Source organism: Paenibacillus sp. FSL H3-0333 (genome assembly GCF_038002805.1).
In the GTDB taxonomy this organism is placed as follows: Bacteria; Bacillota; Bacilli; order Paenibacillales; family Paenibacillaceae; genus Paenibacillus_AQ; species Paenibacillus_AQ silagei.
Genome location: NZ_JBBODG010000001.1, coordinates 231678 through 258030, shown reverse-complemented (window position 1 = coordinate 258030; position 26353 = coordinate 231678). Strand labels below are relative to the sequence as shown.

At 56.6% G+C, this 26353-nt stretch carries 15 protein-coding genes; 12 read left to right on the top strand and 3 right to left on the bottom strand.

Annotated features, from left to right (window positions below):
• Positions 1-359 precede the first annotated feature (359 nt).
• From MHH78_RS01055 to MHH78_RS01025, 7 genes are all read left to right on the top strand, one after another.
• Positions 360-1295 carry an ABC transporter permease gene (locus MHH78_RS01055; protein ID WP_445668022.1) on the top strand — a complete coding sequence of 312 codons (936 nt, stop codon included), beginning with the start codon at positions 360-362 and terminating at the stop codon, positions 1293-1295.
• A gap of 46 nt (positions 1296-1341) precedes the next feature.
• Positions 1342-2235 carry a carbohydrate ABC transporter permease gene (locus MHH78_RS01050; RefSeq protein ID WP_076077305.1) on the top strand — a complete coding sequence of 298 codons (894 nt, stop codon included), beginning with the start codon at positions 1342-1344 and terminating at the stop codon, positions 2233-2235.
• A 53-nt stretch (positions 2236-2288) separates the two neighbouring features.
• Positions 2289-3842 (top strand): ABC transporter substrate-binding protein, encoded by a 1554-nt coding sequence (locus MHH78_RS01045; protein ID WP_341166366.1) that lies wholly within the window; start codon positions 2289-2291, stop codon positions 3840-3842.
• Between the two features lie 132 nt (positions 3843-3974).
• The gene (locus MHH78_RS01040) at positions 3975-7505 is read left to right on the top strand and encodes a carbohydrate-binding domain-containing protein (RefSeq protein WP_341166365.1); all 3531 of its coding nucleotides are present in this window, start codon (positions 3975-3977) and stop codon (positions 7503-7505) included.
• Between the two features lie 135 nt (positions 7506-7640).
• Positions 7641-9371, top strand: coding sequence for a glycoside hydrolase family 3 protein (locus MHH78_RS01035; protein WP_341166364.1), 1731 nt, complete (start codon positions 7641-7643; stop codon positions 9369-9371).
• The gene (locus MHH78_RS01030; protein WP_341166363.1) at positions 9368-10525 is read left to right on the top strand and encodes a glycoside hydrolase family 88/105 protein; all 1158 of its coding nucleotides are present in this window, start codon (positions 9368-9370) and stop codon (positions 10523-10525) included. The genes MHH78_RS01035 and MHH78_RS01030 overlap by 4 nt, the downstream gene beginning before the upstream one ends.
• 2 nt (positions 10526-10527) lie before the next feature.
• Positions 10528-12657 carry a hypothetical protein gene (locus MHH78_RS01025; protein WP_341166362.1) on the top strand — a complete coding sequence of 710 codons (2130 nt, stop codon included), beginning with the start codon at positions 10528-10530 and terminating at the stop codon, positions 12655-12657.
• Positions 12658-12995: 338 nt separating this feature from the next.
• Here the strand turns inward: MHH78_RS01025 and hflX are convergent, their stop codons facing one another.
• Positions 12996-14267 (bottom strand): GTPase HflX, encoded by a 1272-nt coding sequence (gene hflX, locus MHH78_RS01020; RefSeq protein ID WP_341166361.1) that lies wholly within the window; start codon positions 14265-14267, stop codon positions 12996-12998.
• A 572-nt stretch (positions 14268-14839) separates the two neighbouring features.
• Between hflX and MHH78_RS01015 the strand changes: the two genes are divergently transcribed.
• Positions 14840-15634, top strand: a complete 795-nt coding sequence (locus MHH78_RS01015) for a hypothetical protein (protein ID WP_341166360.1) — start codon at positions 14840-14842, stop codon at positions 15632-15634.
• Between the two features lie 113 nt (positions 15635-15747).
• On the opposite strand, the gene MHH78_RS01010 is transcribed toward MHH78_RS01015, so the two are convergent.
• Both MHH78_RS01010 and MHH78_RS01005 read right to left on the bottom strand, forming a co-directional pair.
• The gene (locus tag MHH78_RS01010; protein ID WP_341166359.1) at positions 15748-18789 is read right to left on the bottom strand and encodes a DEAD/DEAH box helicase; all 3042 of its coding nucleotides are present in this window, start codon (positions 18787-18789) and stop codon (positions 15748-15750) included.
• Complete coding sequence (locus tag MHH78_RS01005; protein WP_076077344.1) at positions 18786-20423, bottom strand: SWIM zinc finger family protein; 1638 nt, start codon at positions 20421-20423, stop codon at positions 18786-18788. The genes MHH78_RS01010 and MHH78_RS01005 overlap by 4 nt, the downstream gene beginning before the upstream one ends.
• Before the next feature lie 185 nt (positions 20424-20608).
• On the opposite strand from MHH78_RS01005, the gene MHH78_RS01000 reads away from it, so the two are divergent.
• From MHH78_RS01000 to MHH78_RS00985, 4 genes are all read left to right on the top strand, one after another.
• On the top strand, positions 20609-22927 hold the full coding sequence (locus MHH78_RS01000) for a helix-turn-helix domain-containing protein (RefSeq protein ID WP_341166358.1): 2319 nt from the start codon (positions 20609-20611) through the stop codon (positions 22925-22927).
• A 241-nt stretch (positions 22928-23168) separates the two neighbouring features.
• On the top strand, positions 23169-24119 hold the full coding sequence (locus MHH78_RS00995) for a tripartite tricarboxylate transporter substrate binding protein (protein ID WP_341170258.1): 951 nt from the start codon (positions 23169-23171) through the stop codon (positions 24117-24119).
• 42 nt (positions 24120-24161) lie between these two features.
• Positions 24162-25166 carry a 2-keto-3-deoxygluconate transporter gene (gene kdgT, locus MHH78_RS00990; RefSeq protein ID WP_341166357.1) on the top strand — a complete coding sequence of 335 codons (1005 nt, stop codon included), beginning with the start codon at positions 24162-24164 and terminating at the stop codon, positions 25164-25166.
• A gap of 549 nt (positions 25167-25715) precedes the next feature.
• Entirely contained in the window at positions 25716-26348 is a 633-nt protein-coding gene (locus MHH78_RS00985; RefSeq protein ID WP_341166356.1) for a copper amine oxidase N-terminal domain-containing protein, read from the top strand.
• The last annotated feature ends 5 nt before the right edge of the window (positions 26349-26353 follow it).

Below are 26353 nucleotides of genomic sequence, written 5' to 3'. Positions count from 1 at the left end.
TTTACACAAACTTCTTGACGCTACCGAAAATAATCCAAAATATTCATATTAAAATACGTTTATCCAATTAATTTACCTCAAGCCAGAGCGAGAAAGGGCGCGCTGTCCACCTCATAGCAGAGTGAGAAGGGGCGCGCGGCCACCTTATGCCAGAGTCAGAGCGAGAGAGGTGTGATGTCCGATCTCTGCGACTGCCATTTCTTGCTGCCCTTACTTGCCCGGAAGAAGTGAGCCCTTCCAAACTCTGTAGGATTTTGAACTTTTATTATAGATGGACTTATTTAGCATGGAGCCGCCTGCGGGTACACTTAAGTCAGGGAAGAGAGGGACTGCTGAAGGAACACAGGAGGCGGAAGACAATGGTTATGAAGACGAAAAAGAGACACGGGCTGAAGCATCTGCTGAAGCATAAGGTGCTGCTGCTGATGCTGCTGCCGGGCGTAGTATTTTTGCTGATCAACAACTATCTGCCGATGTTCGGAATTGTGATTGCGTTCAAGAATATCAATTATGTGGACGGGATTCTAGGCAGTCCGTGGGTGGGGCTGGATAACTTCAAATTCCTGTTCGCCACCTCGGATGCCTGGATTATCACGCGCAATACGGTGCTCTACAACTTCGTGTTCATTGTGCTCAATCTGGTTTTTGCCGTATCCATTGCGGTTGCCCTGAATGAGCTGAGGAACAAGCTGGCCGCCAAATTCTATCAGAGCATCATGTTCTTCCCCTACTTCCTGTCGATGGTGGTGGTGAGCTATCTGGTGTTCGCTTTTCTGAATGTTGAATACGGTTTCATCAATAAAGGAGTCTTCGCCCTGTTCGGGCTGGATGAGCTGAACTGGTATTCCGAGCCGAAGTATTGGCCGTTCATCCTGCCGCTAATTAACCTCTGGAAAGGGGTGGGCTATGGCTGTGTCATCTATCTGGCGGCGATTATCGGTATTGACAACGAGTACTATGAAGCGGCCCTGATCGACGGAGCCAGCAAGTGGAAGCAGATCCTGCATATCACGATTCCGCTCATCCGGCCGGTCATTATTATTACAACGATTCTGGCGATCGGGGGCATCTTCCGCTCTGACTTCGGGCTGTTCTACCAGACCACACTGAACTCCGGGGCGCTGTACCCGACTACACTGGTCATCGACACCTACGTCTATAACGCGCTGATTAATATGGGTAACCTGGGGATGTCCGCAGCGGCCGGATTATACCAATCGGTGGTCGGCTTTTTCCTGGTCCTCGGCTCGAACTGGATCGTGCGTAAGGTTGACAAGGATCAGGCGGTTTTCTAGCTAAAAGTCTGGCAGCGCACGTACCCTGTAGAAGGAGTGGAAATCCGTGGCTAATAACGAAATATCCCGCTTCACTAACGTTCTCCTCCATATTATTTTTATCATCCTGTCCCTGGCCTGCCTGCTGCCGATTGTACTGGTCTTCATGATCTCCATTACCGATTACGATTACATCGTCCGCAATGGCTATCAGTTCATTCCGGAGAAGCTCAGCCTGGAGGCTTACGCCTATATATTCAAGGATTACAGCGTGGTGCTGCGGGCGTACGGCATTTCCTTCTTCGTCACCATCACTGGAACGCTGGTCAGCGTGTTCATCTCTTCCCTGTATGCGTATCCGATTTCGCGGGCGGATTTCCGGTACCGGGGGGTGTTCGCTTTCCTGATCTTTTTCACCATGCTGTTCGGCGGCGGGCTGGTACCGTGGTATATGGTCTACACCCAGGTGCTCGACCTCAAGAACTCCATCTGGGCGCTGGTCGTGCCGATGCTGCTGTCCCCGTTCAATGTGCTGATTATGAAGACGTACTTCCAGATGAGCGTGCCGCCTGCGCTGATTGAAGCCTCTACGATTGACGGAGCGGGGGAGCTAAGGACGTTCTTCCGGATTGTTTTCCCGCTGTCTCTGCCGGTCTTCGCGACCATTGGGCTGTTCAATACCCTGCATTACTGGAACGACTGGTTTAACAGCATGATTTTCATTACCGACACAGACCTCTATTCCCTCCAATATCTCATGTACAAAATGATCTCCCAGGCAGACTACCTGAGCCGCAATGGGGCACTTATTCAAGGCTCGGCCACCGAGCTGGCCAAATTGCCGGGGGAAACGATCCGTATGGCGATGGCGCTGATCGGCATCGGGCCGATTGTGCTGGCCTATCCGTTCTTCCAGCGGTATTTTATCAAAGGACTGACGCTCGGCTCTATCAAAGGCTAACCTCGGAACCTACCGATTAGCATATATTTGTTCCATCAAGGGGAGGAAAAAGTATGGCAGGTAAAAAAGTCACAGGTCTGCTGCTGTCATTTGTGCTTATGGCGGGGTTCACCCTGGCCGGATGCTCCGGCAATAACAACAATACGGCTGCGCCTACAGAGAAAACGGGAGAGAGTACCACAGCTCCGGCAGCAACGAAGGAAGCTACAGCAACGGAAGCGCCCGGGACCAAAGCGCCGGATGCGCTTGAGCCGGTGGAGCTGTCCCTGTATCTGCCCGGCGGGCCGGATAAGGATGTGGCGTCCGTAGAGCAGGAGATCAACGCCTACCTGAAGGATAAAATCAACGCCACCCTCAAGATCAACCAGCTAAGCTGGGATAAACCGGCCGACAAGGTCAATCTGATGATCCAGTCCGGCGAGGTGTTCGATATGGTCTATACCTGGAACTTCATGACCAACGCCGCGAAGGGGGCGTATCTGCCGCTGGAGGAGCTGCTGGACACCTATGCCAAGGAGACGAAGGCACAGATTAATCCCGCTTACCTGCAGGCAGCCACCGTCAACGGACATTTGTATGCGGTTCCAACCGAGAAGGAGCTGGGGCAGTCGGTCGGGTTCGCTTTTGACAAGGCGATTGTGGATAAATACGGCTTCGATGTGAACAGCCTCCAGAAGCTGGAGGATATTGAGCCGATGCTGAAGACGATTAAGGAGAAGGAGCCGGCCCTCTCTCCGCTGTTCATGAACCATACCGACAGTCTGCACTGGTTCACCGCCTATCCTGACAGCGAGGATCTGGACGGCAGCAATGATATCCCGACCCTGCTTGATTACAAGACCATGAAGGTGTTCAACGAATACGACACGCCAGCCATGACGCAGCGTCTGAAGCTGATCCGCAGCTGGTATGAAGCGGGCTATATCAACAAGAACGGAGCTACAGACAAGACCGAGCTGAAGGATGCGGTCAAAAGCGGCAAAGCCTGGTTCGTCTACGGTAACATGAATCCGACCTCCACCAATGACTGGACCCGGCTCGCCGAGAAGCCGATGATCATCAAGACGCTGCTGCCTGTTCAGGTCAGCACCAAGAGTCTGCAGGGCTCCATGCTCGCCATCTCCAGAACCTCGAAGAACCCCGAGCGGGCCATGATGTTCATGAACCTGATTCACACCGATCCGGTGCTCTACAACCTGCTGACCTTCGGCATTGAGGGCAAGCACTACAAGAAGCTGGAGAACAATACCCTGGAGTTCATTGCGGACAGCGGCTACAACTCCGTATCCTCCTGGATGATCGGCAACGTGCTGCTGAACTACCTGAATAAGGATGAAGATCCGAAGCGTGTGCAGCTTTATACGGACTGGAATAAGAATTCGAATATTTCACCAGTCATCGGGTTTGTGTTCGATTCGACCAAGGTGCAGTCGCAGATCGGGGCACTGATCAACATCACGAAGCAGTATAAGAACACCCTGTTCTCCGGGGAAAAGGACCCTGAGCCGGTCCTGAAGGAGATGAACAGCAAGCTGAAGGCCGCAGGCCTGGACGCTGTGATTACGGAAATTCAGAGTCAGCTCGACGCTTTTCTGGCCGCCAAATAAGCAGTAGAGGCCATAGCACGCCCGTTACCCTGCCGCAAGCAGCCGAAGCGCCCGCCTGCGGCAGTACCGGGTATTCTCTTTCGCTAATCCAGCCTTTGGGGAGCCCCTATCTGATCAAGAGAGGGTGTTATTATGCGAATTCAGAGAATCACAGGTAAATTGCTCATTGCAGCTCTGGTATGGATGTCCGCCTCATTGCCCGGAGTACAGATCAGCTCCGCCGAAATGCCGCCTGCACAGGCGGTTATTGAAGACAGCGAATCCGCTGCGGTGTTCCCGCCTCCGGGGTCTGCGGCTGAACCGTTACATGAGAGTACACTCAGTGCAGCCAGTACAGTCACAGAGGATACCTACCAGCCGTCTCCGCTGCTCTGGCAGGTGGGCGAGCAGGATAACAGCTCCGCAGAATTTACAGTGTATCAGGATGTGTACAGTGAGAATATCACCCTCCCCGTCAATTCCCTGAACTGGAATACAATCTCCCGCGGTATGAAGCTGGACCGCAACGGCACGATGACGCTTACCTTCAATCTAACAGAAGTCCCCCTCTATGGTACAGAATTCAGCTTCAAGGTACTGGATGCAAGCACCGCAATTCCGCAGCTGGCCGTATTCACCAATGGCAGCTTCAGCGGGCTGATTCAGATTACCGGGCTGAACGACGGAGAGACCCCCCTAACGAACACATGGAAAGAAACCTATAGACTCTACATTCCCTCAGAACAGCTGAAGACCGGCAGCAACGAGCTGAAGCTGACCGTGGACCGCGGGCTATACGCTGATCCGCAGTCGCCAGGATATGACGGTGACAAGTATCTGTGGTTCGAATGGGATTATCTCAGGCTGGAATCATTGACTGAGCCGGCTGCCGAGCCTATCCACGGACGGTATGTCCACCTGGGAAGCACGATTGCCGCCTCGACCTTCCGCTACGACGAGCATGCGATCCGCCATCTGGCCCCGATGGCCAAGTGGCTGGGCATTGCCTACAGCGGCAACTGGATGCGTACCTCCTTCTGGTCCGATACCAGCGCAGGCTGGGACCCGCAGGGCCGCAAGTACCTGGAGACGCTGCGCGACCTCAATCTTGCGCCCATGGTTAATATCATCGGCGGCAACTGGAAGACTAACAGCGAGCTGGCGGCAGGGACGATCAGCTCTGCGCTGAGGAGCTATTATAGCGGATTTGTCAGCAAATTCGGGGATCTGTACCAGTATGCCGAGACAGGTAATGAGCCGGGACTGTTCGGCTGGGCACAGAAGGCGGTGCTGGCGCTTCATGAAATGATGGACGAAGAGAGGCAGACGAACAGCCAGCCTTACTTGAAAATTGTTGCTCCCGGCTGGGCCTACTGGCCGTATAACGGCACCCCTGACGGCTGGGAACGGGATGCTGCCCAGCGTGCGCCGATTGAAGCGCTGTCGGATGTGACCAACGGACACAGCTATGGCGGGACCGGCGTCCAGCCGTTGCCGGGCGGAAGCCTGTATGAGAATCTGCGGGTGTATAGTGCTTCAGAGGAAGGCTTCGGCAAAGAGATGGCCATGAGCGAGACCGGCAGCAACGACAATCATTCCGACAATACGAAATACGGGACGTATGCTTACAGGTTTGCTTCTGCTTTTGACCGGGAGCTGCGGGGGAATATCGGGTATGCCGACCATATTATGCAGCATGCCGCCTTCTTCAATGACGGGACGGAGTTTGGCCTGTTCGATTCAGCGATCAACTGGAACACACACCGCTATGAGGATACAGCGGCGGTACCGGCTAATATAAATGAATCCGGGGAGACCCGGCTGAAGACGTTCCGCAGACTGGCTGCCGCTTACGCCACCCATGGAAGTCCGCTGGACTACGAGGTGCTGAATGCAGCCGAACTGACCGGGCTGAAGGCGTATTTCCGCGCAGTGGATACCTCAGCGCTGGGCACTACAGCCATCGGGGCTTCGTCCGGTAAAATCCTGCTGAACTTCGTCAACTTTGAGACGTCGCCGGTGACGATGCAGGTGAAGGTTAAGATGTCGTCCAGCGGAGCGTATGCCGGGGAACGGTTCGGTCCGGGGGAGACGTACGCCGCTGCCTACTCCCGGGTGGAGCTTGCGGCAGATCCGTACATTACACTTACAGTTGCGCTGGATGCGGGGGAGACGGTCCAGTATATTCTGGATGAGCAGGAGACCGCCGCGCCATCCGCACCGGGAAGTCCATCAGCAGCAGCCGTAAGCCATGAGCAAATCCGGCTGACCTGGACGGCTTCCACAGACAACGCTGCTGTCGTCAGCTATAACGTCTACCGTGACGGCGGAGCGGCTCCGGTGATCAATATTCCGGGACGGCTGACCTTCTGGAGTGACTATACCGTAGCGCCCCAGACCACTTACAGCTACACGGTGCAGGCCGTGGATGACTCCGGCAATGTATCGCCTCTTAGCACAGCCGTATCAGCGACTACACCGGTCATGCCGATTACACCGCATGCCGCAGGAGATCCGGCCAAGTTCGAGGCCGAAGCTACCGCCTTTGCCCTGCCGCTGAAGACCGGCAATAACAGCAGCGCCTCGGGCGGCAAGGTCGTGGAGCAGACGCATAGCGGAGGCTTAACGATCCAAGGCTTCCATTCCGTGAACGGAGGCAGCTATACTTTAACAATTGTATACGCTTCCAATGAGGAATCGAAGAAAAACATCCTCGTGAACGGCGTGAAGCAGTCCACAGTAACCCTACCATCTACGGGAAGCTGGACCGCGAATCTCACCGCACGGCAGTATGGGATTACCCTCCAGCCGGGCTATAACATGATCAGCTTTACCTCCGCCGGGAAGGGGGCAAATCTCGATTATTTCAAGCTGGAGGAAGGGCTGTATGTTCCGCTCTCCCACTGGTATCCGGCCGCACATGATCATCCTTACATTGACTATGCCGGATTCACCCCTGCGCCCAATGGAGTCTCCCATGTGACCTATGAGGAGGATGCCACAGCCGCCTTCAGCTTCAATGGCATTGGCGTCCGCTGGAGATCGGACATCAAGAGCGATATGGGCAGTGCGGATGTCTACGTCGATGGCGAGTATAAGGAGACTATAGTCATTCCGCAGGCAGGGCTGGAAGGCGATCATAAAATTGTCTACGAGCTGACAGGCCTAGCATATGGGCTGCACCGGATCGAGATTGCAGGCAACGGCGGAAAGGTGATGGTCAGCGGGCTGGAGTACGAGAGCTACGAGTCTGTGTTGCCCGTACCGGGACCGGATCTGACGGTGACGGATATCGGCTGGCATATTGTGAACAGCGACGGCAGCCCTTCCGCGCACAGCACACCGCAGCTGGGCGACTCCCTGATCTTCTGGGCCAAAGTGAAGAACATCGGCGTCCGCCCCACACCGCTGAATGCCTCGACCGGACTCGGACAGATTACCGGCGGCGCCTTCTCGGTCAACGGCGGGGTGGTCTCGTGGACGGACACGAATACCAGTGTGATTCAGCCGGGTGAGGAGATTACCTTGACGGCTAATGCCAGTGCGCAGGGAACCCCCCGGTGGACGGTGCCGACGATCGGCGAGTTTACGGTCAGCTTTTTTGTGAATGATATCTGGCGTTATGCGGAGATGAACAAGGAGAATAACAAGCGGGGGCAGACGCTGCAGATCAGCCTGCCCTGACGGGCTAATCAGCCGCCGGGCATTCCACGCAGGCAATTTGTAGAATATTGAACTTATATTATAGCTGGCTGTATGTAGAGCAGCTTCGCGATCCGGTACACTGGACTGGAAGAGAACCTGCCGGGAGGAGTAGGAATGATGGAGAAGGCGTTAAGCAAGGAAGAACAGGAGTGGGTGGAGGCTACGCTTGAAGCGATGAGCCTTCGCGAGCTGATTGGGCAGACGATGCAAGACCATGCAGGCAGACTGCCGTTCAAGGGAGATGATGAAGCGGGTCTCCGCAGGTATCTGGAGCAGTATCCGGTGGGCAGCTTCTTCATCGGCGGGGAGGTTATTCAGAAGGCCGCAGGCAAAGCGGAGGATTACCGGGACTGGGCGGGGATGCTGCAGGGCATCAGCAGGTTCCCGCTGCTGTTCTCCGGTGATCTGGAATTCGGGGCAGGCTCAGCCGTGAGAAGTCTCACGGCCTTCCCGCCGCTCCTTGCGCTTGCCGCCGCCGACGATGAAGACCTGGCTTACGAATACGGCAAATATACCGCGCTGGAAGGGCGGGCAGCCGGGTTCACCTGGGCGCTGGCCCCGGGCACCGACCTGCTGCTGAACTGGATGAATCCCGTTATTACGACCCGTTGTCTCGGCGATGAGGCCGGGCGGGCGGCGCGTCTGTCTGCCGCTGTCATGCGGGGCATGCAGGAGCATGGTCTTGCGGCCTGCGCCAAGCATTTTCCCGGTGACGGGGTCGATTACAGGGATCAGCATATCATTACTACGGTGAACAGCTTATCGGAAGAGGAATGGTTCTCCACTTACGGGCAGGTGGCCGGGGAGATGATCAGCCAGGGGGTCATGTCCTATATGACCGGACATATTGCCCTTCCCTGGATCGAAGACGGGGCAGGCGGCGCTGGATCGAAGCCGATTCCGGCAACCGTCTCGGAGCGGATTACCACAGGATTGCTGCGGGAGCAGCTGGGCTTCGATGGAGTGGTGCTGTCAGATGCGCTCGATATGGGCGGATTTTTATCCTGGGGAGACTACACGCAGCGCATCATAGACTGCTTCAATTGCGGTACGGATGTGCTGCTCTGGCCGGGGGTGCGGTACTTCGCGGTGATGGAGCAGGCGGTGGAGGACGGACGCGTCAGCCGGGAACGGCTGAAGGCCAGTGTCCGGCGGATTCTGGAGCTGAAGGCGCGGCTTGGCGTGCATGCTGCCCGTGCCGGGGGAGCGGATGGTAGGGCGCTGCCGCTGCTGGACGATAAGCTGCTGCCCGGGCTGGACCGGCAGGTCAGACAATTCAGCCGCGAGCTGGCCGGGCGCTGCATTACCCTGGTGCGCAACCGCACCGGCCAGCTGCCGCTGAATCCGCAGACGGTCCGGCGGGTGCTGGTCATCATGCTGAACAAGGTGACGGAGGGGCGCAGATATGAGCGGATGAATCTTTTTGTGGAGCAGCTTAAGGACAGGGGGCTGGAGGTCGATATTCTGGATGAATTCGAGCCGCTGACGACACTGCGGCAATGGGAGCAGTCGGGGGTCCGCTGGGATGCCGCCTTCGCCCCCTATTTCCTTCCGCTGCACGGAATGATGAATACCGCCCGTCCAGTGGGTGAAGCGGCCAAAGCCATCTGGGCCATGCAGCATGCAGAGACAGTCCGGCCGATCGGTATTTCCTTCGCTACGCCGTATCTGCTGCAGGACATTCCCTTCTTAGATACCCTGGTGAATGCGTATTCTTTGCATGAAGATACGGTAGAGCTGACGGTTAAGGCACTGTTCGGAGAGATTCCGTTCCAGGGAAGCTCTCCGGTGAAGGCGGAGATTCAAGCGGGCGATTACGGTTCGGGGAGGCTTCAGACGTCTTGAGTGCGAAACAGGAATCAGAGGCAAAACGGGCAGCGGGCAGGAAGCGGGAACTGGAGGCGAAGCTGCGCAAGATCTTTGAATATATGCGTCTTGAAAGGCACCAAGGGAATTGGGGAATGGATATAGACCATTGGGACTGGGTGCCCGGCGTGGGCGTAATCTCATTACTGGAATATGGTACGGCGACTGATAAAGAAGAGGTGACGGACTACCTGCTGCACTGGGTGAGCCGGAATAAGCAGAAGGCCGAGGGGGTTCGGGTTATCAATTCCCTGGCTCCCTACGCGCTCTTTCCTGAGCTGTACCGGCTGACCGGGGACCCATGGTTTCTCAGCCGGGCGCAGGAGGTTGCCGCATGGATGCTCGATACTGCCCCCCGGACCCGGGAAGGGGCACTGGAGCATACGGTGACAGAGGCGGTGGAATTCCCGGAACAGGTATGGGCCGATACGGTATATATGGCCGTGCTGTTCCTGGCCCGGCTTGCCGGCCTGACCGGAGACCGGGAGCTTGCCGCCGCCGCCGTGCAGCAGACGCTGCTACATCTTCGTCTGCTCCAGGACCGGGGGACGGGTCTGCTGTTCCATGGCTGGAACAGCCGGGCAGGCAGCCATATGTCGGCAGCCCGCTGGGCCCGGGCCAATGCCTGGGTGCTGCTTGCTGTCCCGGAGATTGTGGCCGGGACCGGAACCCTGACTGCCGTTCCGCAGGAACTCTACAGCCGCTACCGCAGGCTTGCTTCTGCCCTGCGGCAGGCGCAGGGGGCCGGCGGCTTGTGGCATACGGTGCTCGATCAGCCAGATTATTACGAGGAGACCTCGGCCAGCGCAGGGATTGCCTGCGGCTTCCTGAAGGCGGTGAAGAGCGGACTGCTGGAGGATGCCTATCTGGAGAGCGCGGAGGCGGCTCTTATGGCGATTCTTCCGCTCATCAGCGAAGATGGCGAGGTGCAGGGGGTTTCGGGAGGCACTCCGGTCATGCCGTCGATAACGGCCTATAACACCATTGAGAGATATCCGGCACTGTACGGGCAAGGACTGGTGATGCAGCTGCTGACAGAGGCTCTGAATCTGGGGCAGATGCATCAGGAACACTCTGAGCAATCGGAGGAGACGGGTTCATTAGATGATGAAGGAAGGAAGGCAGGAGGATGACCGTGAAGGATAACGCAGAAGCTGCGGGTGAAGGGCTGGATCAGCGGCAACGGCTGATTCATAAGATGGCGGGGCTGGAATCCCGCTATGACTCGGACATTTGCATGCTGCGCTCCCCGTTCAGTAGCCCGGGGTATCATACGACGCTGAAGCAGGCGGAGTTCATCCACTCCACCAGAGACTCGCTCAGCTATGCGCTTGGACTGCTCGACACGGAGCTGGCCTGTTATGAAGAGCGGGCATTCGATATTATCCGGCAGGTCATTTCCTTGCAGGATACGGACCCGGCGCATGATACCTTCGGCATTTGGTCCTGGTTCTATGAGGAGCCGCTGGACCAGATGGCTCCGCCGGACTGGAATTGGGCGGACTTCTGCGGCAGCCGACTGGTGCAGGCCCTTTCGCGCCACGGCCACCGTTTCCCGCACGATCTGCGGGAAGCAGCTGTCTTGTCCATAGAGTGTGCCTGCGAAGCCATTATCCGGCGCAATGTCGGACCGGATTATACCAATATTGCGATTATTGGCGCGTTCGTGACCAGAATTGCCGGGGAGAAGCTGGGGCGTAAGGATTATGCGGACTATGGGCTGGAGCGGCTCAGGAGGCTGCATGCTCATACCCTGAAGCATGGGGCTTTTCAGGAATATAACAGCCCGGTCTACACCTACATTGCCATTCTGGAGCTGTCGAAGCTTCAGTCCGAGACCTCGGACAGCAGGGTTAAGGCATGGACCAGAGAGCTGCTAGAGCTGACCTGGAGGACCGTGTCCGGGTATTATCACCCTGCCACGGCCCAGTGGTCCGGCCCGCATTCCCGCTGTTACGGAGTGCTGCTGGAGGACCAGAGCAAGGCGTTTCTGCAACTGGCGACAGGAGGAGCCGTGATGTTCTTCCCATGGGAGGAGCTGCCCTACGAAGAGGAATGGTATATGAGCGGCATCCAATGCCCCCCTGCCTATCTGGAGGGCTTCAAGGTTCCTGAGACGAAGGAGGTAAGGCAACGCTTGGAAGGGGAGGGGGAAGGGCAGGAGCAGGAGAAAGGGAAAGAGCGGAAGCGGGAGCGGGGGCAGGAGCAGGAGCAAAAATGGGGCCAGAAACGGGAGCAGGAGCATGGTCAGGGTCAGGACCGGGAACAGGACCGTGATCAGGAACGGGAGCAAGAGAGGGAGCAGGGGCAAGGTCAGGGTCAGTGTCAGGTGCAAGGTCGGGATCAGGAGCAAGGTCAGGGTCAGGTGCAAAATCAGAATCAGGGGTATGACGGCAAGTGGGCGGTTACTTATATGACTCCGCAGTGGAGCATGGGCTCCTTCACCTATAGTGATCTGTGGAACCAAAGACGGCCGCTGCTGATCTATGCCAATAATAACGGACAGCCCTCATATCTCCGGCTCCGCTGCCTGCATGACGGCTATGACTACTGCTCCGCACGCTTCCAATCGCTGCAGGAAGCAGGCCATGTGCTGTTCGGGATCGATTTCATAACGGATGGCGGGGATACCCATCCGAATCTGGACCGGACCGGCGGTGTGATTGCGGCTTCGGACCTGCGGCTGCGGCTGGAGGTTGGCGGCGCTCTGGAGGGAGTTACAGCCGCATTAACAGAAGAAGGTACGGTTATCACCATTGCAGGGACGGAGTTTGGCCTGACAACCTGGTTCGCGGCATTCAGCGGGCAAGCGGATGCAGGCAACCGATTGGTGTGGGAACTTCATAAGGCAGACGGCCGGATGAATATCGATATGATTCTCTACGCCGGTCCGCGCAGGATGCTGGACTTCACCTCTATGCAGCAGGCTGCGCTGGTGTTCTCTCTGGCGGCTGGGGAGGAAGGGAGATTGAACTCTGCCCTGCTTCTGGAGCTGACGGATGAGGGCGGCCTGCGGGTTAGCAGTGGAAGCGAGCACGAAGGGGGCAGAGTGCAGGGAGTTGCAGGAGGGAAGGCGGCGGGAGCGAATAAAGTCAACGAATGGAATGAAGTGAATGAAGCGAATGAAAATGATGAAACGAATGCTGCGAAGGGAGAGCGGGGTGTAAGAGTCGTGAACAGCATGAACAGCATGAATAGCGTGAATAGCATGAAAAGTATGAAGGGAGGTTTCGTACTTAGCCTGCGGCCCGCTCCGGGAGAGTAGCTGACATCACCGCTCAAAGGCTGAATGTATGCGAAATACCGAACACAATTTGCTGGTACAACGGCCGATGACCAAATATATGTGAAAAACCGAATACAATAGACCAGTGCACCGCACTTGGACCAAATTATGCGGAAATCCGAATACAATCGGTGCTGCTGCGATGAGGGTTGGGCCCCATGCTCTGCAGCCCGTAACATTGTAGAGATCCTGCAAAATGTGCAGCAATATTGCCCAGCATCGTTCACTCGCAGGGTAATTTGATCCTATAACCTCATGGACAACACAAGGAGCTGGCCCCGTAATGCGGGGACCAGCTCCTGTGACATTCAGCGATTTTATTGTGGCAGCTCTACAAAGTCATCTCTGAACCGCTCGTAATCGGCGGCCCGGCATTCCAGCTTCAGGCGTGTGCCCTGCTCTTCGTAGCTGACGGACTGCACATCGGCATGTTCGTTGAAGTAGGAGACAATGCTGCCCCGGTCGAAGGGGACCAGGATCTCACACTGTACATAGTCGGTGAAGATGCGGCTGCGGATCAGAGTGACCAGCTCGGCGATCCCGCGGTTTTTCTTAGCAGACAGGGTTACAGAGTTCTCCTCCACCTGCGGGTAAGGCTCCTCCCTCAGATCGGCCTTGTTGTAGGCGTACAGGGTAGGGATTCCGTCAGCACCCAACGCCTTCAGGGTCTCATTCGTTACAGCCATATGCTGCTCATGCTGCGGATCGGCAATATCGACGACATGAATCAGCAGATCCGCTTCCGTTACCTCCTCCAGGGTCGAGCGGAACGCCTTCACCAGATGATGAGGCAGCTGGCTGACGAAGCCTACGGTGTCGGTTAACAGGAAGGTCTTGTGATCGGGCAGCACAATGCTGCGCACTGAGGTCTCAAGCGTCGCGAACAGCATATCCTTGGCGAGCACGCCTTTGCCCGAACCGGGATGATAGGTCTCCACCAGGGTGTTCATTAAGCTGGACTTGCCGGTGTTGGTGTAGCCGACCAGACAGACCACAGGCACCTCATTCTTATGCCGCTGCTTACGCTGGATCTGGCGCCTTGCGACCTGCGTCTGCAGCTCTAACTGAAGCGCCGAGATCCGCTCTTCAATCCGTCTGCGGTCCAGCTCCAGCTTCGTTTCCCCAGCTCCCCGGTTCTTCAAGCCGGCCCCGCCGCCCTGTCTGCCGAGAGATTCGCGCAGTCCGCTCAGGCCGGGGAGCATATATTGCAGCTGTGCGACCTCTACTTGGAGCTGAGCCTCCTTGGTCTTCGCCCGCGAGGCGAAGATATTCAGAATCAGAATGGTCCGGTCAATAACCTGGCGGTCCAGGGCGGACTCCAGATTGCGGATCTGGGAAGGGGACAGCTCATCGTTGAAAATAACGATCGGTGCTTCATGCTGCTCCATCAGCAGCGCCAGCTCCTGGATTTTGCCGGTTCCGATGTAATGCGAGGGGTTCACCCGGCTGGATTTCTGGCTAAGCTCAGCCACGACCTCAATCTCGCAGGCGGCTGCCAGATTGCGCAGCTCCTCCATCGAATAAGCGAAGTTCGTGTTGTTCTGCAGCTGCATGCCGACGATAACCGCTTTCTGTAGTATGGGTTCCATATATAGATCAACCTCCATAGTGTAATTTGAGCATCAAAAAAGCACAGGCAGTCTGCCTGTGCTAACAGTAGTTGGAGGAACAACAGAATAAAGTCTGGTATAGCCCGCTGCGCGGGAGCAGCTATACGGCCATGCTTGCCATAGACACCATGAAGGTTCAAGCGGCAAGGGCAAGGGCCCCGGCAACTTAAAAAGATATAGAGCTAATCCTCCCGGTAAACACAGATTCTGGCGGAGCGGATACAGGCCTTATTGGGCACAGTGTACCGGTTCCGGGAATCAGTGTACGGGTTGCGGATTAACAGGTGTATGCTATGGGTTACGTGTTATGGACAGACTTATCCTGAGTCCTCTGCACAAGGCAGAGCTTTCGCGCTATGGGAAATAATTAGCCGCGCAAAGTGCGAATCCGGATATAGTCTATCACACGCAACCCTCCGTTCTAAAAAAGTTACATTGATTTTAGCACAGTGTCTGTGAATTGACAACTGCCATGGCCTGTAAACAGACCAGAAACTTCCAATTTCATCTGCATATCCTATTGAATACAGCTCTAACGGAGGGTGATAATTATGCCTATACTGACAACCAATATGTTAACAAAGAACCCTACCCCGGGAGCAGGACACATCAGTCAGGCAGTAGTGAAGGTAGTAAACAATGGGATTGCCCAGGGAACGGTCTATTTGACTGGTTACAACAACGATGTAAGTCCCTCAACGCTGTTCGCGCAGGAGTTGTTCGAGTCGAACTATCGGGAGGTTGTGACCAAAACGTATAATATTACGCAGAATTTTTTCCAATTCAATATCTCCTACTCCCAGGAGCAGGTACGGGTGCGGATCTTCCTTGTGGACAGCAGCGGGCTCTGGAGTCCCGTTACCCTGCAGCCCATGGCGCTTAGCCGGATTACCTCAGAGTTTCGTAACAATATCCCCGTAACGAGCAGCGACACCGCAGCCATCAGCTTCCGCAGAAGCACCACGATCGCCGTTCCTGAAGCAGTGGCCGCCGAGATCGTTCCAGACGGGCTGGAGATTCTGGCCTCCACCCCTATCCGCTATAAGGTGATAGCCGGGGGGACTGTGAATGGAGCTTTTGTGAATTACCCTACGCCGACTACGGCTATCCCTGTCACTGAAACAGCGCTGCTGGTGAACTATACCTGTACAGCAGTCACCGGCGGACGGGTGCTGACGCAAGGCATCGGCTCCGGCATATCCGGAGCATACCAGAATGTGGCGGTGAATCTGCTGAATCAGCGGCTCGCCTACGATCTTCAGCAAGTGCCGGTCACGCTGGTGGTCAGCTCGCTTGCCGGGGAGGACAATGTGGCGGCCACCTTCAGAATGTCTGAGCAATGGTGAAGGCTGAAGGGTGAAGGTCCAGTAATGCCACGCTGGCTGACTGGTAACAGACCGAAGACAGACCTGTTGCAGATAAAAGATAGCCGAAGCAGGGGGATCTCCACAGCGGCGGGTTATCCCACCCATTCCCGGCGCAGCGTGAACAGATCCTTCAGCGCGTCTGTGGACAGCTCGGTGATCCAGCCCTCGGAGCCGGAGATGACGTTGTCGCTGAGCTGCTGCTTGCTCTCCAGCATCTCGTCAATCTTCTCCTCCAGCGTGCCGAGCGAGATGAACTTATGCACCTGTACATCCCGGGTCTGGCCCATGCGGTAGGCGCGGTCCGTAGCCTGATTCTCCACCGCCGGATTCCACCAGCGGTCGAAATGGAACACATGGTTGGCGGCCGTCAGGTTGAGGCCGACTCCGCCCGCTTTGAGCGAGAGGATGAATACATTCGGCTGATCGGACGGCTGTGCTCCGGCGGCTGCATCTGCAGCGGCTTCGCCCGCAGGCAGCGGGGGAGCCTGGAACCGCTCAATCATGCGGTCGCGCGTGCTCTTCGGCGTGCTGCCGTTCAGGTACAGCACCGGTTCCTGAAGCTCCTGCTGAAGTACGGCCTGGAGCATTTTACCCATGCCTACATACTGGGTGAAGATCAGGCAGCGCTCGTTCTCCTCGCGCAGCTCGCGCACCATCGCGAGCAGCCGTTCCAGCTTGGCGGAGCGTTCGATCAAGGAGGTGGTGTCCAGAGCGCTGCCGTCTTCCGGCTCAGGCAGTGCCTCCTTGGTCAGCAGCATCGGATGGTCACAGAGCTGCTTCAGGCTGGTCAAGGCGGCGAGAATGGCCCCCTTGCGTTCGATACCCTCCAGCTTCTGCATCCGTTCAAGCAGGCTGTTCACGTTCTGATCGTAGAGTGCGGCCTGCTCGGCCGTCAGGTTAATGTAGGTCTTCATCTCATTTTTATCCGGGAGATCAAGCTGGATCGCCGGGTCCTTCTTCTTGCGGCGCAGCATGAACGGCTTGACCAGCCGCTGCAAATCAGCGGTCCGCTCGGCATTGCGCTCCTTCTCAATAGCATTTGCGAACCGGTCCTGGAACCCTTTCGGGCTGCCCAGATAACCAGGTGTAATGAAATCGTAAATCGACCACAGCTCGGACAGCCTGTTCTCAATCGGCGTACCAGTCAGGGCGATCCGGTGCAAGGCCGGGAAGCTGCGTACGGCGGCGGACTGCTTCGTTCCGGCGTTCTTGATATTCTGTGCTTCGTCCAGGCACACGGTTGCCCAAGTGAACTGCTTCAGCAGCTCCTGGTCCAGTGCAGCGGTAGCGTAAGAGGTAAGCACAACATCTGCCTGCGAAGCTGCGCCGTAGAAATATCCGGCATCCAGCCGCCGGCTTCCATAGTGAAGCATCACGTTCAGGGAAGGCGCGAAGCGCTGCAGCTCCTTCTGCCAGTTGCCCAGCACGGAGGTCGGACAGATAATCAGCGAAGGCCAGCCGGCCGGCTCGGTCTGCCGCCGGGCCACGGGGGCGCCGGAAGCTGCGGCTTCCTCCTCCTGCTCCTTCAGATGGAGCAGGTAGGAGATCAGCTGCACCGTCTTGCCAAGCCCCATGTCATCGGCCAGGCAAGCGCCCAGCCCGAAGCGGCGGAGGAAGACCAGCCAGGCGAAGCCCTCATGCTGGTAGCTTCGAAGCTCGGCATGCAGACCGGCCGGCACCTCCGGCTTCGGCCACTGGCTGCGCTGCCCAAGCTGGCCGATCAGCTTCAAGAGGTGCTCGTTCAGTTCGACCTCCAGCCGGACGCGGACCGCTTCTTCCTCGGCACGCTGCGCTTCCGCTTCCTCCGAATCGCCGTCTGCACCTTCGTTCAGCAGCTGCAGCTGCAGCACATCCTGGAAGGACAAGCCGCGCGACTTGTCCATCCCGGCCATGGCCCGCTGAATCTGCGCCAGCAGCGCAGGGTCCAGCGGAATCCACTTGCCGCGGAACTGGACGAGGCGTTCCCCGCGCGCTACGAGGTCGGCGAACTCCGCCTCGGTCAGGTCGGCGTCGCCGATGGAGATGCGCCAGTCGAAATCGACGAGCGCATCCAGGCCGAACAGCGACTGCCCGCGGCTGCCCTCAGCCGTGCCGGAGCTGATCTTCGCGCGCAGGCGCGGCTTCCTGCGGCTGGCGGCTTCCCACCACGCCGGCAGCAGCACCTGCCAGCCCGCCTCCAGCAGAGCGCGGCTGTCGGCCGTAAGGAACCGCCACGCGACCTCGTCGCCGAGCGGTTCTGCCAGCACATCGGCGCCGCGCCCGATGTGCTCCGGAAGGCTGTCACGCAGCCGTGACAGCCACCCGCCCGCGCGCTCGTGGACATGCGCTGTCCACGCTGCGGGCCAAGTGCCATGCGGCTCGCCGTCCCCGGTGAGCCGCAGCGGCACAAGCGCGGACACGTCGCGCTTGTCCTGGAGGAGCAGCTGGAGCCGCCAGTGCGGCAGCTCATCGTCAGGCTCAAGCAGCTGCAGCACCGGCCGGAACGGCGCGGTGTCTGCCTTCCAGCCGATGGACATCAGCCAGCTGTCCTCGTCCATACCGGCTGCGCTTCTCCCGCCTGCGCTGAACAGCAGCGGGAATTCACTGCGCAGATCACCGGCCTGCGCCTCGGTGCTGTAGTGCCGCTGGAAGACCGCCGCCGAGAAGGCGGCCTGCAGCCCTTCGGCGAACCCGCTGCGCTCCTGAAGACGATGCAGCGCGGCCGCATCGTCCCAGTCTGCCTCGGCGGCTTCCGCAAGCGCCTGCTCCGTCCAGGCCCAGCGGAGCTGGCCTTCACGGTAGGCTGCGAAGCTCGGGGCATACTGACGGGCCTCCAGCATTCCGGCCAGCAGCGGGGCCAGCCGGGTCAGCAGCTGGGCATCGCCCTGCCAGCTCCAGCCGACATGCCGGAGCAGCCGCAGGTCCGCAAAGAACGGCAGGACCTGCTCGGCAGGCAGCACCACCAGCTCGACCTCATCGGCCTTCGAGGTGCTGAGCTCCGTACCGTAGAAGGATTCCTCATGCCAGGCGAACAGCTTCTGCTTGAGCTGGACACCGGGCATATAATCATCCCGGTCATCCACACCGTAGATCAGCGCATCGCCATACTGGGTAAGGGCGAGCTGGACGGTAATATTGCGCATCTGTATATTCATGGAATCAGTTTTCCTTTCCGCAGCTCCTCCTGGAGGGCGCGCAGGCGGCTGTGTCTATCTGTGAATCCGTCCAGGAACACTTCCCAGCGTGCTTCACGTTTTAGTTTTTTGTACAGCTTGGCGAGCCGCTTCAGCAGCTTCACGGCCGCTTTGTAGCTGTGCCGGTTCTTCTCCAGCACGAAGCGCTCCACCGCCTGATGATAGAACGGCAGGAGCAGCTCCGGCGCATTCTTCTCAATCGGCTGCAGGTCGCTCACCCGGAAGTCGGAAGGCTGATGGCCGGAGGAGATCTGCATATCCATCCATTCCTGCCATTTGCCGTAGGCAAGCAGCTGGGCTTCATAGATCTCGCGGGACAGCGGCAGCATACCGGACAGCGTATCCCACATCTGCGGCTCCGCTTCGGGCAGGCGGCGCACCGCCTCATCCCAGTAGCCCGCATAATCCAGCAGATTGTACATTCGGCTGTTCAGCAGCGGGCCGAGCGCGGCCAGCCACAGGGCCAGGCGTCTCCACTGGCCGGCTTCGGCCAGCGGAGGCAGGAAGCTCATCAGCTCCTCCGGGTGCAGCCCGGGCCGTTCGGACGCTGTGTGCAGCTTCTCTATAGCCGCAGCATCCTCATGAAGCAGAGCGTACATCCGGCTCTCGGCCAGCAGCAGGGCGTGGCGGGGAGCAGCGGCGCTTAGCCCTTCTCCGGCTTGTTGCAGCTCCTTCAGCTCTTTGGTGTACAGCTCCGGTCCGCTTAGATTCGGGGTAATCCAGTTGATCCACAGCAGGCTGTAACAAGCAGAGAAATAAGGCTGTTCTCTGGCGCGGTCGCGGGCCTCCGTCAGCATCTCGCTCCGCAGATAGGCAATCGTATCGTAGACTCTCGGCCACTCCTCAGGGGCCTCTGCCAGCGGCAGCGCCCGCTGCATCAGGTCTGTAATATGCTTTTGCAGCTCGGAAATCGCAATAGAAGTGTAGTAGCCCACAGAATAACCAAGGGAGGAGAGGTTGGCCGAGAGCGGCTGTCCGCCAGGCCGGATCAGGCTCTCCAGCACACAGAGATGAGCATGGAGCTTGAACAGCATGGCGGCAGCGGGAGGCAGCTTGGGCTGGCCCCCTGTGATGGCGGCGAGCGCCCGGTCGGCATACTGCGGGTTGCGCACCGTATGAGCAAGCGGCTCCACCAGCAGCGCCATGTATTCTCGCCACTGCTGCACCGTAGCCTCAGGAATCAGGGCGGCCAGCTTCTTCAGTTGTTCCCCGCGCCGTCCCGGAACAGCGGATGCCGGAGCAGAATGAAGCTTGGGCTGGTCAATCAGCGCCTTGGCGTTCGCGATGGAATGCACAGGCCGCTCCTGTTCCTCGGCGTATTGCATCAGCACAGCCGCCATATGCTTGCACATCCCGGATACAGGGCAATCGCAATGGCTCTCCTGCAGATCGTCCAGGTCAATGGAGACCGCATAATCCTCCCGCCCTTCGACCAGCGCCATGATTCTGTACGGCGTGACCATTCTGAAGGCCTGCACGCGCTGCTGCTTATAATATTGAAATCCCCGTTTCAGGGTCAGATCATCGAAAGAATGGGCAACCTCCGAGATGAGCTTATCCCACCCGGCAGCATCCATGATATAGTTTGACTGCATCGCTATCGTTCTCCTGTAGCAGATTGGGTGAATCCATCGTTCCATTATATCATTATTGTATAGCGTATCCCGGAAAAGTCTGAAATCCTGGCAGGTATGATATGCCCCATATTGAAAAATTAGGGGAACATGCTAATCTGAAATCTAAACCTATGAGCAACCGCTGGAAGGATGAAGCTTAAGCAATGCTGCGATTTAAAATGAAATACCTGCTGCACAACAAACAGAACCGTCTAATCCTGATGCTGACAGCCGGGGTATCCCTTCTGATTACTATGATTGGTCTATTCTCCTATAGAGAGTACCGTAATGCACTGGACACCGAGCTGAATACACCGAATATTGAACTGCTGCAGATTAATGTAGATGTTACGAACCGGGCCTTCCGGGAATCCGACAACAAGGCAGTGGATCTGTCCTTCCATCCCGCTGTACTGAGCTATATCGATGCGTCTGAGGCGGATAACCGAGGCAGAGCCGCAACGGCGCAGGAATACCTTAAGGCGCTGGCGACAGAGCCGGATGTACACGCGATCAGCGTGGTCAAATTCAAGGACCGGTCTGTGCTCTCCAGCCGCTACGGCTATGTTCCATCCTGGGGGGAGGCGCCTGAGCATGAGTGGGAGTCCTGGATCGGGGGAATGAAGGAGAAGCCGCTTTTGATCAAAAGAAGGCTGTATACCGGCCCCGGTTCCCGCCCCGGTGATACTGAGCTGTTATCGCTCGCCCGGCCGGTGGTGGTGAACGGCGAAGTGGCCGGTGCCGTGCTGATTGATCTGGATTACGATACGCTGTTCTCCAAAATGTACACCCATCTCTCCAGCTACCAGCTCGTCTATAACCTGGAAGGAGAGCTGATCTACCCCAAGCTGAATCTTCCGTTCCCGCAGGCGGAGCTGGGAAAGGTGCTGGAGGACATCGATGTCAGTCCCTTTGCTCATGTCACTATCGGAGGCCAGGCCTACATGGCGAATCAGACCTTCTCCAATGTGACCGGCTGGCGCCTGCTCTCGCTCGTACCCATGGAGCAGCTGCTCAAAAATGTGAAGATTGCGCGGAATATGATGCTGATGCTGTCACTGATCTCCATCGCCGTAGGTCTCGCTGCCATGTATTATTACAATTTTGCCGCCTTCCGGCCGCTCAAACGGATTAACAAGCTGCTGCTTCCTGAGCAGAAGGCAGCCGGGCAGGGCGGACTGTACGATCTGGAGCCGGTCATCGGCAAGCTGGTCGGTGATTTCCGCAGTAAATCGCTGGTGGCGGACTGGAGTCTCCCGGAGCTGCGCTCCAAATTCCTGCAGGACCTGATCACGCGGAGTATCGGCACACAGGAGACACAGACCCGGTTTGAGCACTACTTTACCGGTTGGAAGGAAGGTCCGTTCGAGCTGCTGGTCTTATCCATAGACCGGCATACCGAGTGGTCCGCGGGCTTTAAGGAAGAGGATCAAATGCTGCTCAAATACGCGATGATTAATATGGCCTATGAAATCTGCGAAGCTTCCTGGCGGACCGTGGTCGCTGCACCGCAGCAGGACAGTCTCGTCATCCTGTTACAGGCGGCAGGCGGAGAGGAGCAGGAGCTGTATGCAGATGCCCGGCGGCTGGCGGCTGCCATGCTCGATGTGCTGAAGATTGCGGTGTCCGTTGGCATCGGTGAACAAGCGGGCTCAATTACCCATATCGCCCAGTCCTACTTAGAGGCGCAGACTGCGCTCTCCTACCGGTTATATGAAGGGTATTCCCATGTACGGGTCTATTCCCGCGCAGAGAACAAATATGAAGAGAGCAGCGGGGCAGCAGATGAGCTATGGAAGCAGGAAATGCTGAACGCCCTGAGAGCATCTGATGCCGCCGCTGCACAGGATTGGATCCGCAGAGGGATTGCCGAGACCCGCAAGCGGGGAATTCAGCCGCAAAAAGTATTCCGCTCGCTAAATGACCTGCTGGAGGAGATTCTGCATATGGCGGCTGCCGGGGGATACCCGGTGCCTGCGGAGCTGGCTGACTACACCTGGCATCAGGTGACAACGATGGAGCTTAATGAGATTGAGCAGATGCTGTGCAGCATAGCGGTTCAGCTATCGGACGCCTTCGGGGCGCACCGGCAATCGAAGGAGTTCCTGCTGGTTCAGAATCTTATAGAGTATATGAAGGAGAATCTGCAATTCAATATCGGGCTGTCTGATATCGCCTCCCATGTGAACATGGGGGTATCCTCGGTGAGCACCATCTTCAAGGAAGAGACCGGAACTACCGTCTATGACTATCTGACCAACTTGAGAATCAATAGAGCCTGCGAGCTGCTGCAGGACAGCAGTCTGAGAATTGCCGACATTGCCCAGCAGGTGGGTTATCAGAATGAGAACAGCTTCATCCGGGTCTTCCGCAAGATTAAATCGACCACACCCGGCAAGTTCAGGGAGAGCAGCAAATCTTCCAAGGAGTATGCAGATCGGCCAAAACCGCGCCATTCCGGCGTTTCTGAGGATTCGGAATAAGATTATGCGATTGAAGGAATACCCCCGGTTGCGATAAAGTTCTATTTGAGAAAACTTTCACATCCTTCATGGCAGGCTGCTGATACTCAAAGAAAACGGGGGTGAGGGCACGGGCGCAAGGCTAGGCATCAAGCATCTGCAGGCTGCCCGATTACTTCTATATTAGAGAAGAGGGATGGATTTGAAACGATCGACTCAAATAGGACTCTGGACAGCGGCTGTAGCAGCTCTGGTCCTGTTGATGCTTAGAATCGGGATTCCTGGGGGAGGCGGCCCGGGCCGGGAGACTGCCGGCACAGATTATCCCGGACGGCCAATCACACTGCTTGTGCCCTACGCCGCAGGAGGAGGAACGGACGCCACCGCGCGAGCGCTCGCCACCGCGACAGAGAAGGTGCTGGGCCAGCCGGTAATTGTGGTTAACCGCACCGGCGGCGGAGGCTCCGTAGGACTGATGGAAGGCGCGAATGCCAAGGGAGACGGCTATACCGTTACTTTTTTGCCGGCCGAGCTGACCATTCTTCCGCATCTGGGATTATTGCCGATTACCTATGAGAGATTCAAACCGATCGCTCAGACGAATTTTGATCCTTCCGCCATCACCGTAAGACAGGACGCGCCATGGCAGGACGTCAATGAATTTCTCGACTTTGCGAAAGCGCATCCAGAGGAATTGAAAATGGGAAACGCAGGAACGGGGAGCATTTGGCACTTGGCCGCCGTAACGTTGGAGCGGGAGACCGGTGTGAAGTTCGCGCATATTCCCTTTGAAGGTGCAGGGCCGGCCGTCTCCGCCTTAATGGACGGATTCGTGGATGCGGTACCAGTCAGTCCCGCCGAGGTGAAGAAGTATGTGGATGAAGGGAAGCTGCGGATATTGGCAGTCAATGCCGATAAGCGCTCAGAGGCGCTGCCGGATGTGCCGACCCTGGAAGAGCAGACCGGCATTCATGTGAACTTCACGGGAACATGGAGGGGACTGGCTGTACCGAAGGATACGCCGGATGCGATTGCGGAGGTATTGGCAGGGGCATTTATCAAAGGGACCGAAGACAGGGAATTCCGCGAATATATGAATTCGAACGGGCTGGGGCTGCTGGTGAAGGACGGCAAAGCCTTTGCGAAGCAGCTCAAGGAGAGCGATGATCTGTTCGCCGCCATGATTCCGGAGCTTGGACTAAGCCGCAAGTAGAACATACACACTCATCACGAGTAAGAAGGGTAGGGTAATCATATGAAAATCAAAAAGACACTGGATCGGATTCCCGGCGGAATGATGCTCATTCCACTGTTTCTGGGAGCGATCATTCACACTGCTTTTCCTGATGCGGGCGAATATTTCGGAGGGTTCACCAAAGGCCTGATGACCGGCACCGTACCGATTCTGGCCGTGTGGTTCTTCTGTATGGGAGCCGCGATCGATGTCAGAGCTACCGGAACCGTATTGCGTAAATCCGGTACGCTGGTATTGACCAAGATCGCCGTGGCCTGGGTTGTTGCCCTGATCGCTATCCAGTTCCTGCCCGAGGGTGGGGTGCAAACCGGCTTCTTCGCCGGACTGTCGGTCCTCGCCATCATCTCCGCTATGGATATGACCAACGGCGGGCTGTACGCTTCCATTATGCAGCAGTATGGGACCAAGGAAGAGTCCGGTGCCTTCGTGCTGATGTCACTCGAATCCGGGCCGCTCGTAACCATGCTCATTCTGGGCAGCACCGGTGTGGCTGTATTTGAACCGCATCTCTTCGTTGGCGCTGTCCTGCCGTTCCTCGTCGGGTTCATCTTGGGGAACCTGGATCATGATCTGCGCGCCTACTTCGGCCGAGCTACTCAGACGCTCATTCCCTTCTTCGGCTTCGCTCTGGGCAGCTCGATCGACCTTGGCGTAATCGTTGACACTGGCCTGCTCGGTATTCTGCTTGGTATTGTCGTTATCATTATTACCGGTATCCCGCTGATTCTGGCTGACAAGTTCATTGGCCGCGGCAACGGAACTGCAGGACTGGCCGCTTCCAGTACCGCAGGTGCTGCGGTCGCCAACCCTATGCTGGTAGCGAACATGAAGCCCGAATTCCTGCCGGCCGCCCAGTCCGCTACAGCGCTGGTAGCCGCATCCGTGATCGTTACCTCCATTCTCGTCCCGGTCATCACAGCTTACTATTCCGACTACATGAAGAAAAAGAACCCTCCGGCCGCAGAGGGACTTATAGATGCTAATGCTCAGAAGGCAGCGGGTTAAACATCGGATAACAACGTAATTAATTCATGTTAAGAGCGATTAAGTTCTATGTTAATTAGAACCTCCGGACAGCGTTAGGGCTGCTCCGGGGGCTTTTTTTGAATCATCTGAATGAAGAGTAAATGAAATGTATATAAAAAAACCGAATACGATGTATTACGGCGAAGAGGGAGAGGGTCCCATGCTCCGCAGACCGTACATTGTAGGGAAATCCAGGTAGAGAAATCCTGCAAGAAGTGCAGCAATACTGCCCCATAGAAGCGCCAGAAGCTGAAATCCTGCATAAAATGCAACAAAGCCAGCGCTAACTTGCTTTAAACACCGGAATTCCTGCAAATGATGCAACAATGTACCGTAGCACGTAACATTCTTAGAAGAATCCTGCAAAATGTGCAACAATGTGATCCATACATGCGATCGGTGAGAGAAAACGCTTAGAATGGGCAAGCGAAAACCGGAGCAAATAATTACATAATATTGATTTTATAGAAACAAATACGCTTGAGTGGCGTCTAAGATAGAAATCTATCATCCATGGGGAGATTAAAAATGAAAAAACTATTGAAAATTGGCCTATCAGGATTAGCCTTGACCCTAGTGTTTAGTGCAGGAGCCTTTGCCGCAACAGTAGCTCCCAAAATAATCGTAAATGGTAATCAAGTGAAAACTCAGACGCAGCCTAAGATTATTAATGGTACCGTATATGTCCCGATCCGGGCCGTTGCAGAAGGATTTGACGCCAGTATTCAGTGGGACAATAAAAGTAAGATTGTGTATGTGGATTCTGATCCGAATTTCGGACTGGAAGGCAGCAGCGTAGCTTATGTAGGGAACCGGAATTTGGCATACAGATGGATTATGGCGTATGACGAACGGGATCATCAGGAAGTGCTCGATACAGTTACGCCTGATTTCAAGACGGACCTCTATAACGAGAGCTTCCCGGCGGGAACGTATAATATGGCAACCATTATTGATATGAAGCCTGTCGCAAGTACAGACAGCACCTTAACCGTGCGGATTGTCCAGAGAGTGACTGCAGAAGATGAGTACAAGGTGAAGGTGGAGCGGTGGAATTTTATTTTTGGGCAGGGGAAAATCAAGTCCGTGAAAAGGGTACCGGACACTGCGAAATATCTGGACCGGTACACCCTTTTCCCAGGCGCTAACTTTGGCATATAAGTTCC

Excerpts from the sequence above, each read along its gene's own strand:
- MHH78_RS01055 (WP_445668022.1), top strand. The coding sequence starts at position 360 with ATGGTTATGAAGACGAAAAAGAGACACGGGCTGAAGCATCTGCTGAAG.
- MHH78_RS01045 (WP_341166366.1), top strand. The coding sequence starts at position 2,289 with ATGGCAGGTAAAAAAGTCACAGGTCTGCTGCTGTCATTTGTGCTTATG.
- MHH78_RS01040 (WP_341166365.1), top strand. The coding sequence starts at position 3,975 with ATGCGAATTCAGAGAATCACAGGTAAATTGCTCATTGCAGCTCTGGTA.
- MHH78_RS01035 (WP_341166364.1), top strand. The coding sequence starts at position 7,641 with ATGATGGAGAAGGCGTTAAGCAAGGAAGAACAGGAGTGGGTGGAGGCT.
- hflX (WP_341166361.1), bottom strand. The coding sequence starts at position 14,267 with ATGGAACCCATACTACAGAAAGCGGTTATCGTCGGCATGCAGCTGCAG.
- MHH78_RS01015 (WP_341166360.1), top strand. The coding sequence starts at position 14,840 with ATGCCTATACTGACAACCAATATGTTAACAAAGAACCCTACCCCGGGA.
- MHH78_RS01010 (WP_341166359.1), bottom strand. The coding sequence starts at position 18,789 with ATGAATATACAGATGCGCAATATTACCGTCCAGCTCGCCCTTACCCAG.
- MHH78_RS01005 (WP_076077344.1), bottom strand. The coding sequence starts at position 20,423 with ATGCAGTCAAACTATATCATGGATGCTGCCGGGTGGGATAAGCTCATC.
- MHH78_RS01000 (WP_341166358.1), top strand. The coding sequence starts at position 20,609 with ATGCTGCGATTTAAAATGAAATACCTGCTGCACAACAAACAGAACCGT.
- MHH78_RS00995 (WP_341170258.1), top strand. The coding sequence starts at position 23,169 with ATGCTTAGAATCGGGATTCCTGGGGGAGGCGGCCCGGGCCGGGAGACT.
- kdgT (WP_341166357.1), top strand. The coding sequence starts at position 24,162 with ATGAAAATCAAAAAGACACTGGATCGGATTCCCGGCGGAATGATGCTC.
- MHH78_RS00985 (WP_341166356.1), top strand. The coding sequence starts at position 25,716 with ATGAAAAAACTATTGAAAATTGGCCTATCAGGATTAGCCTTGACCCTA.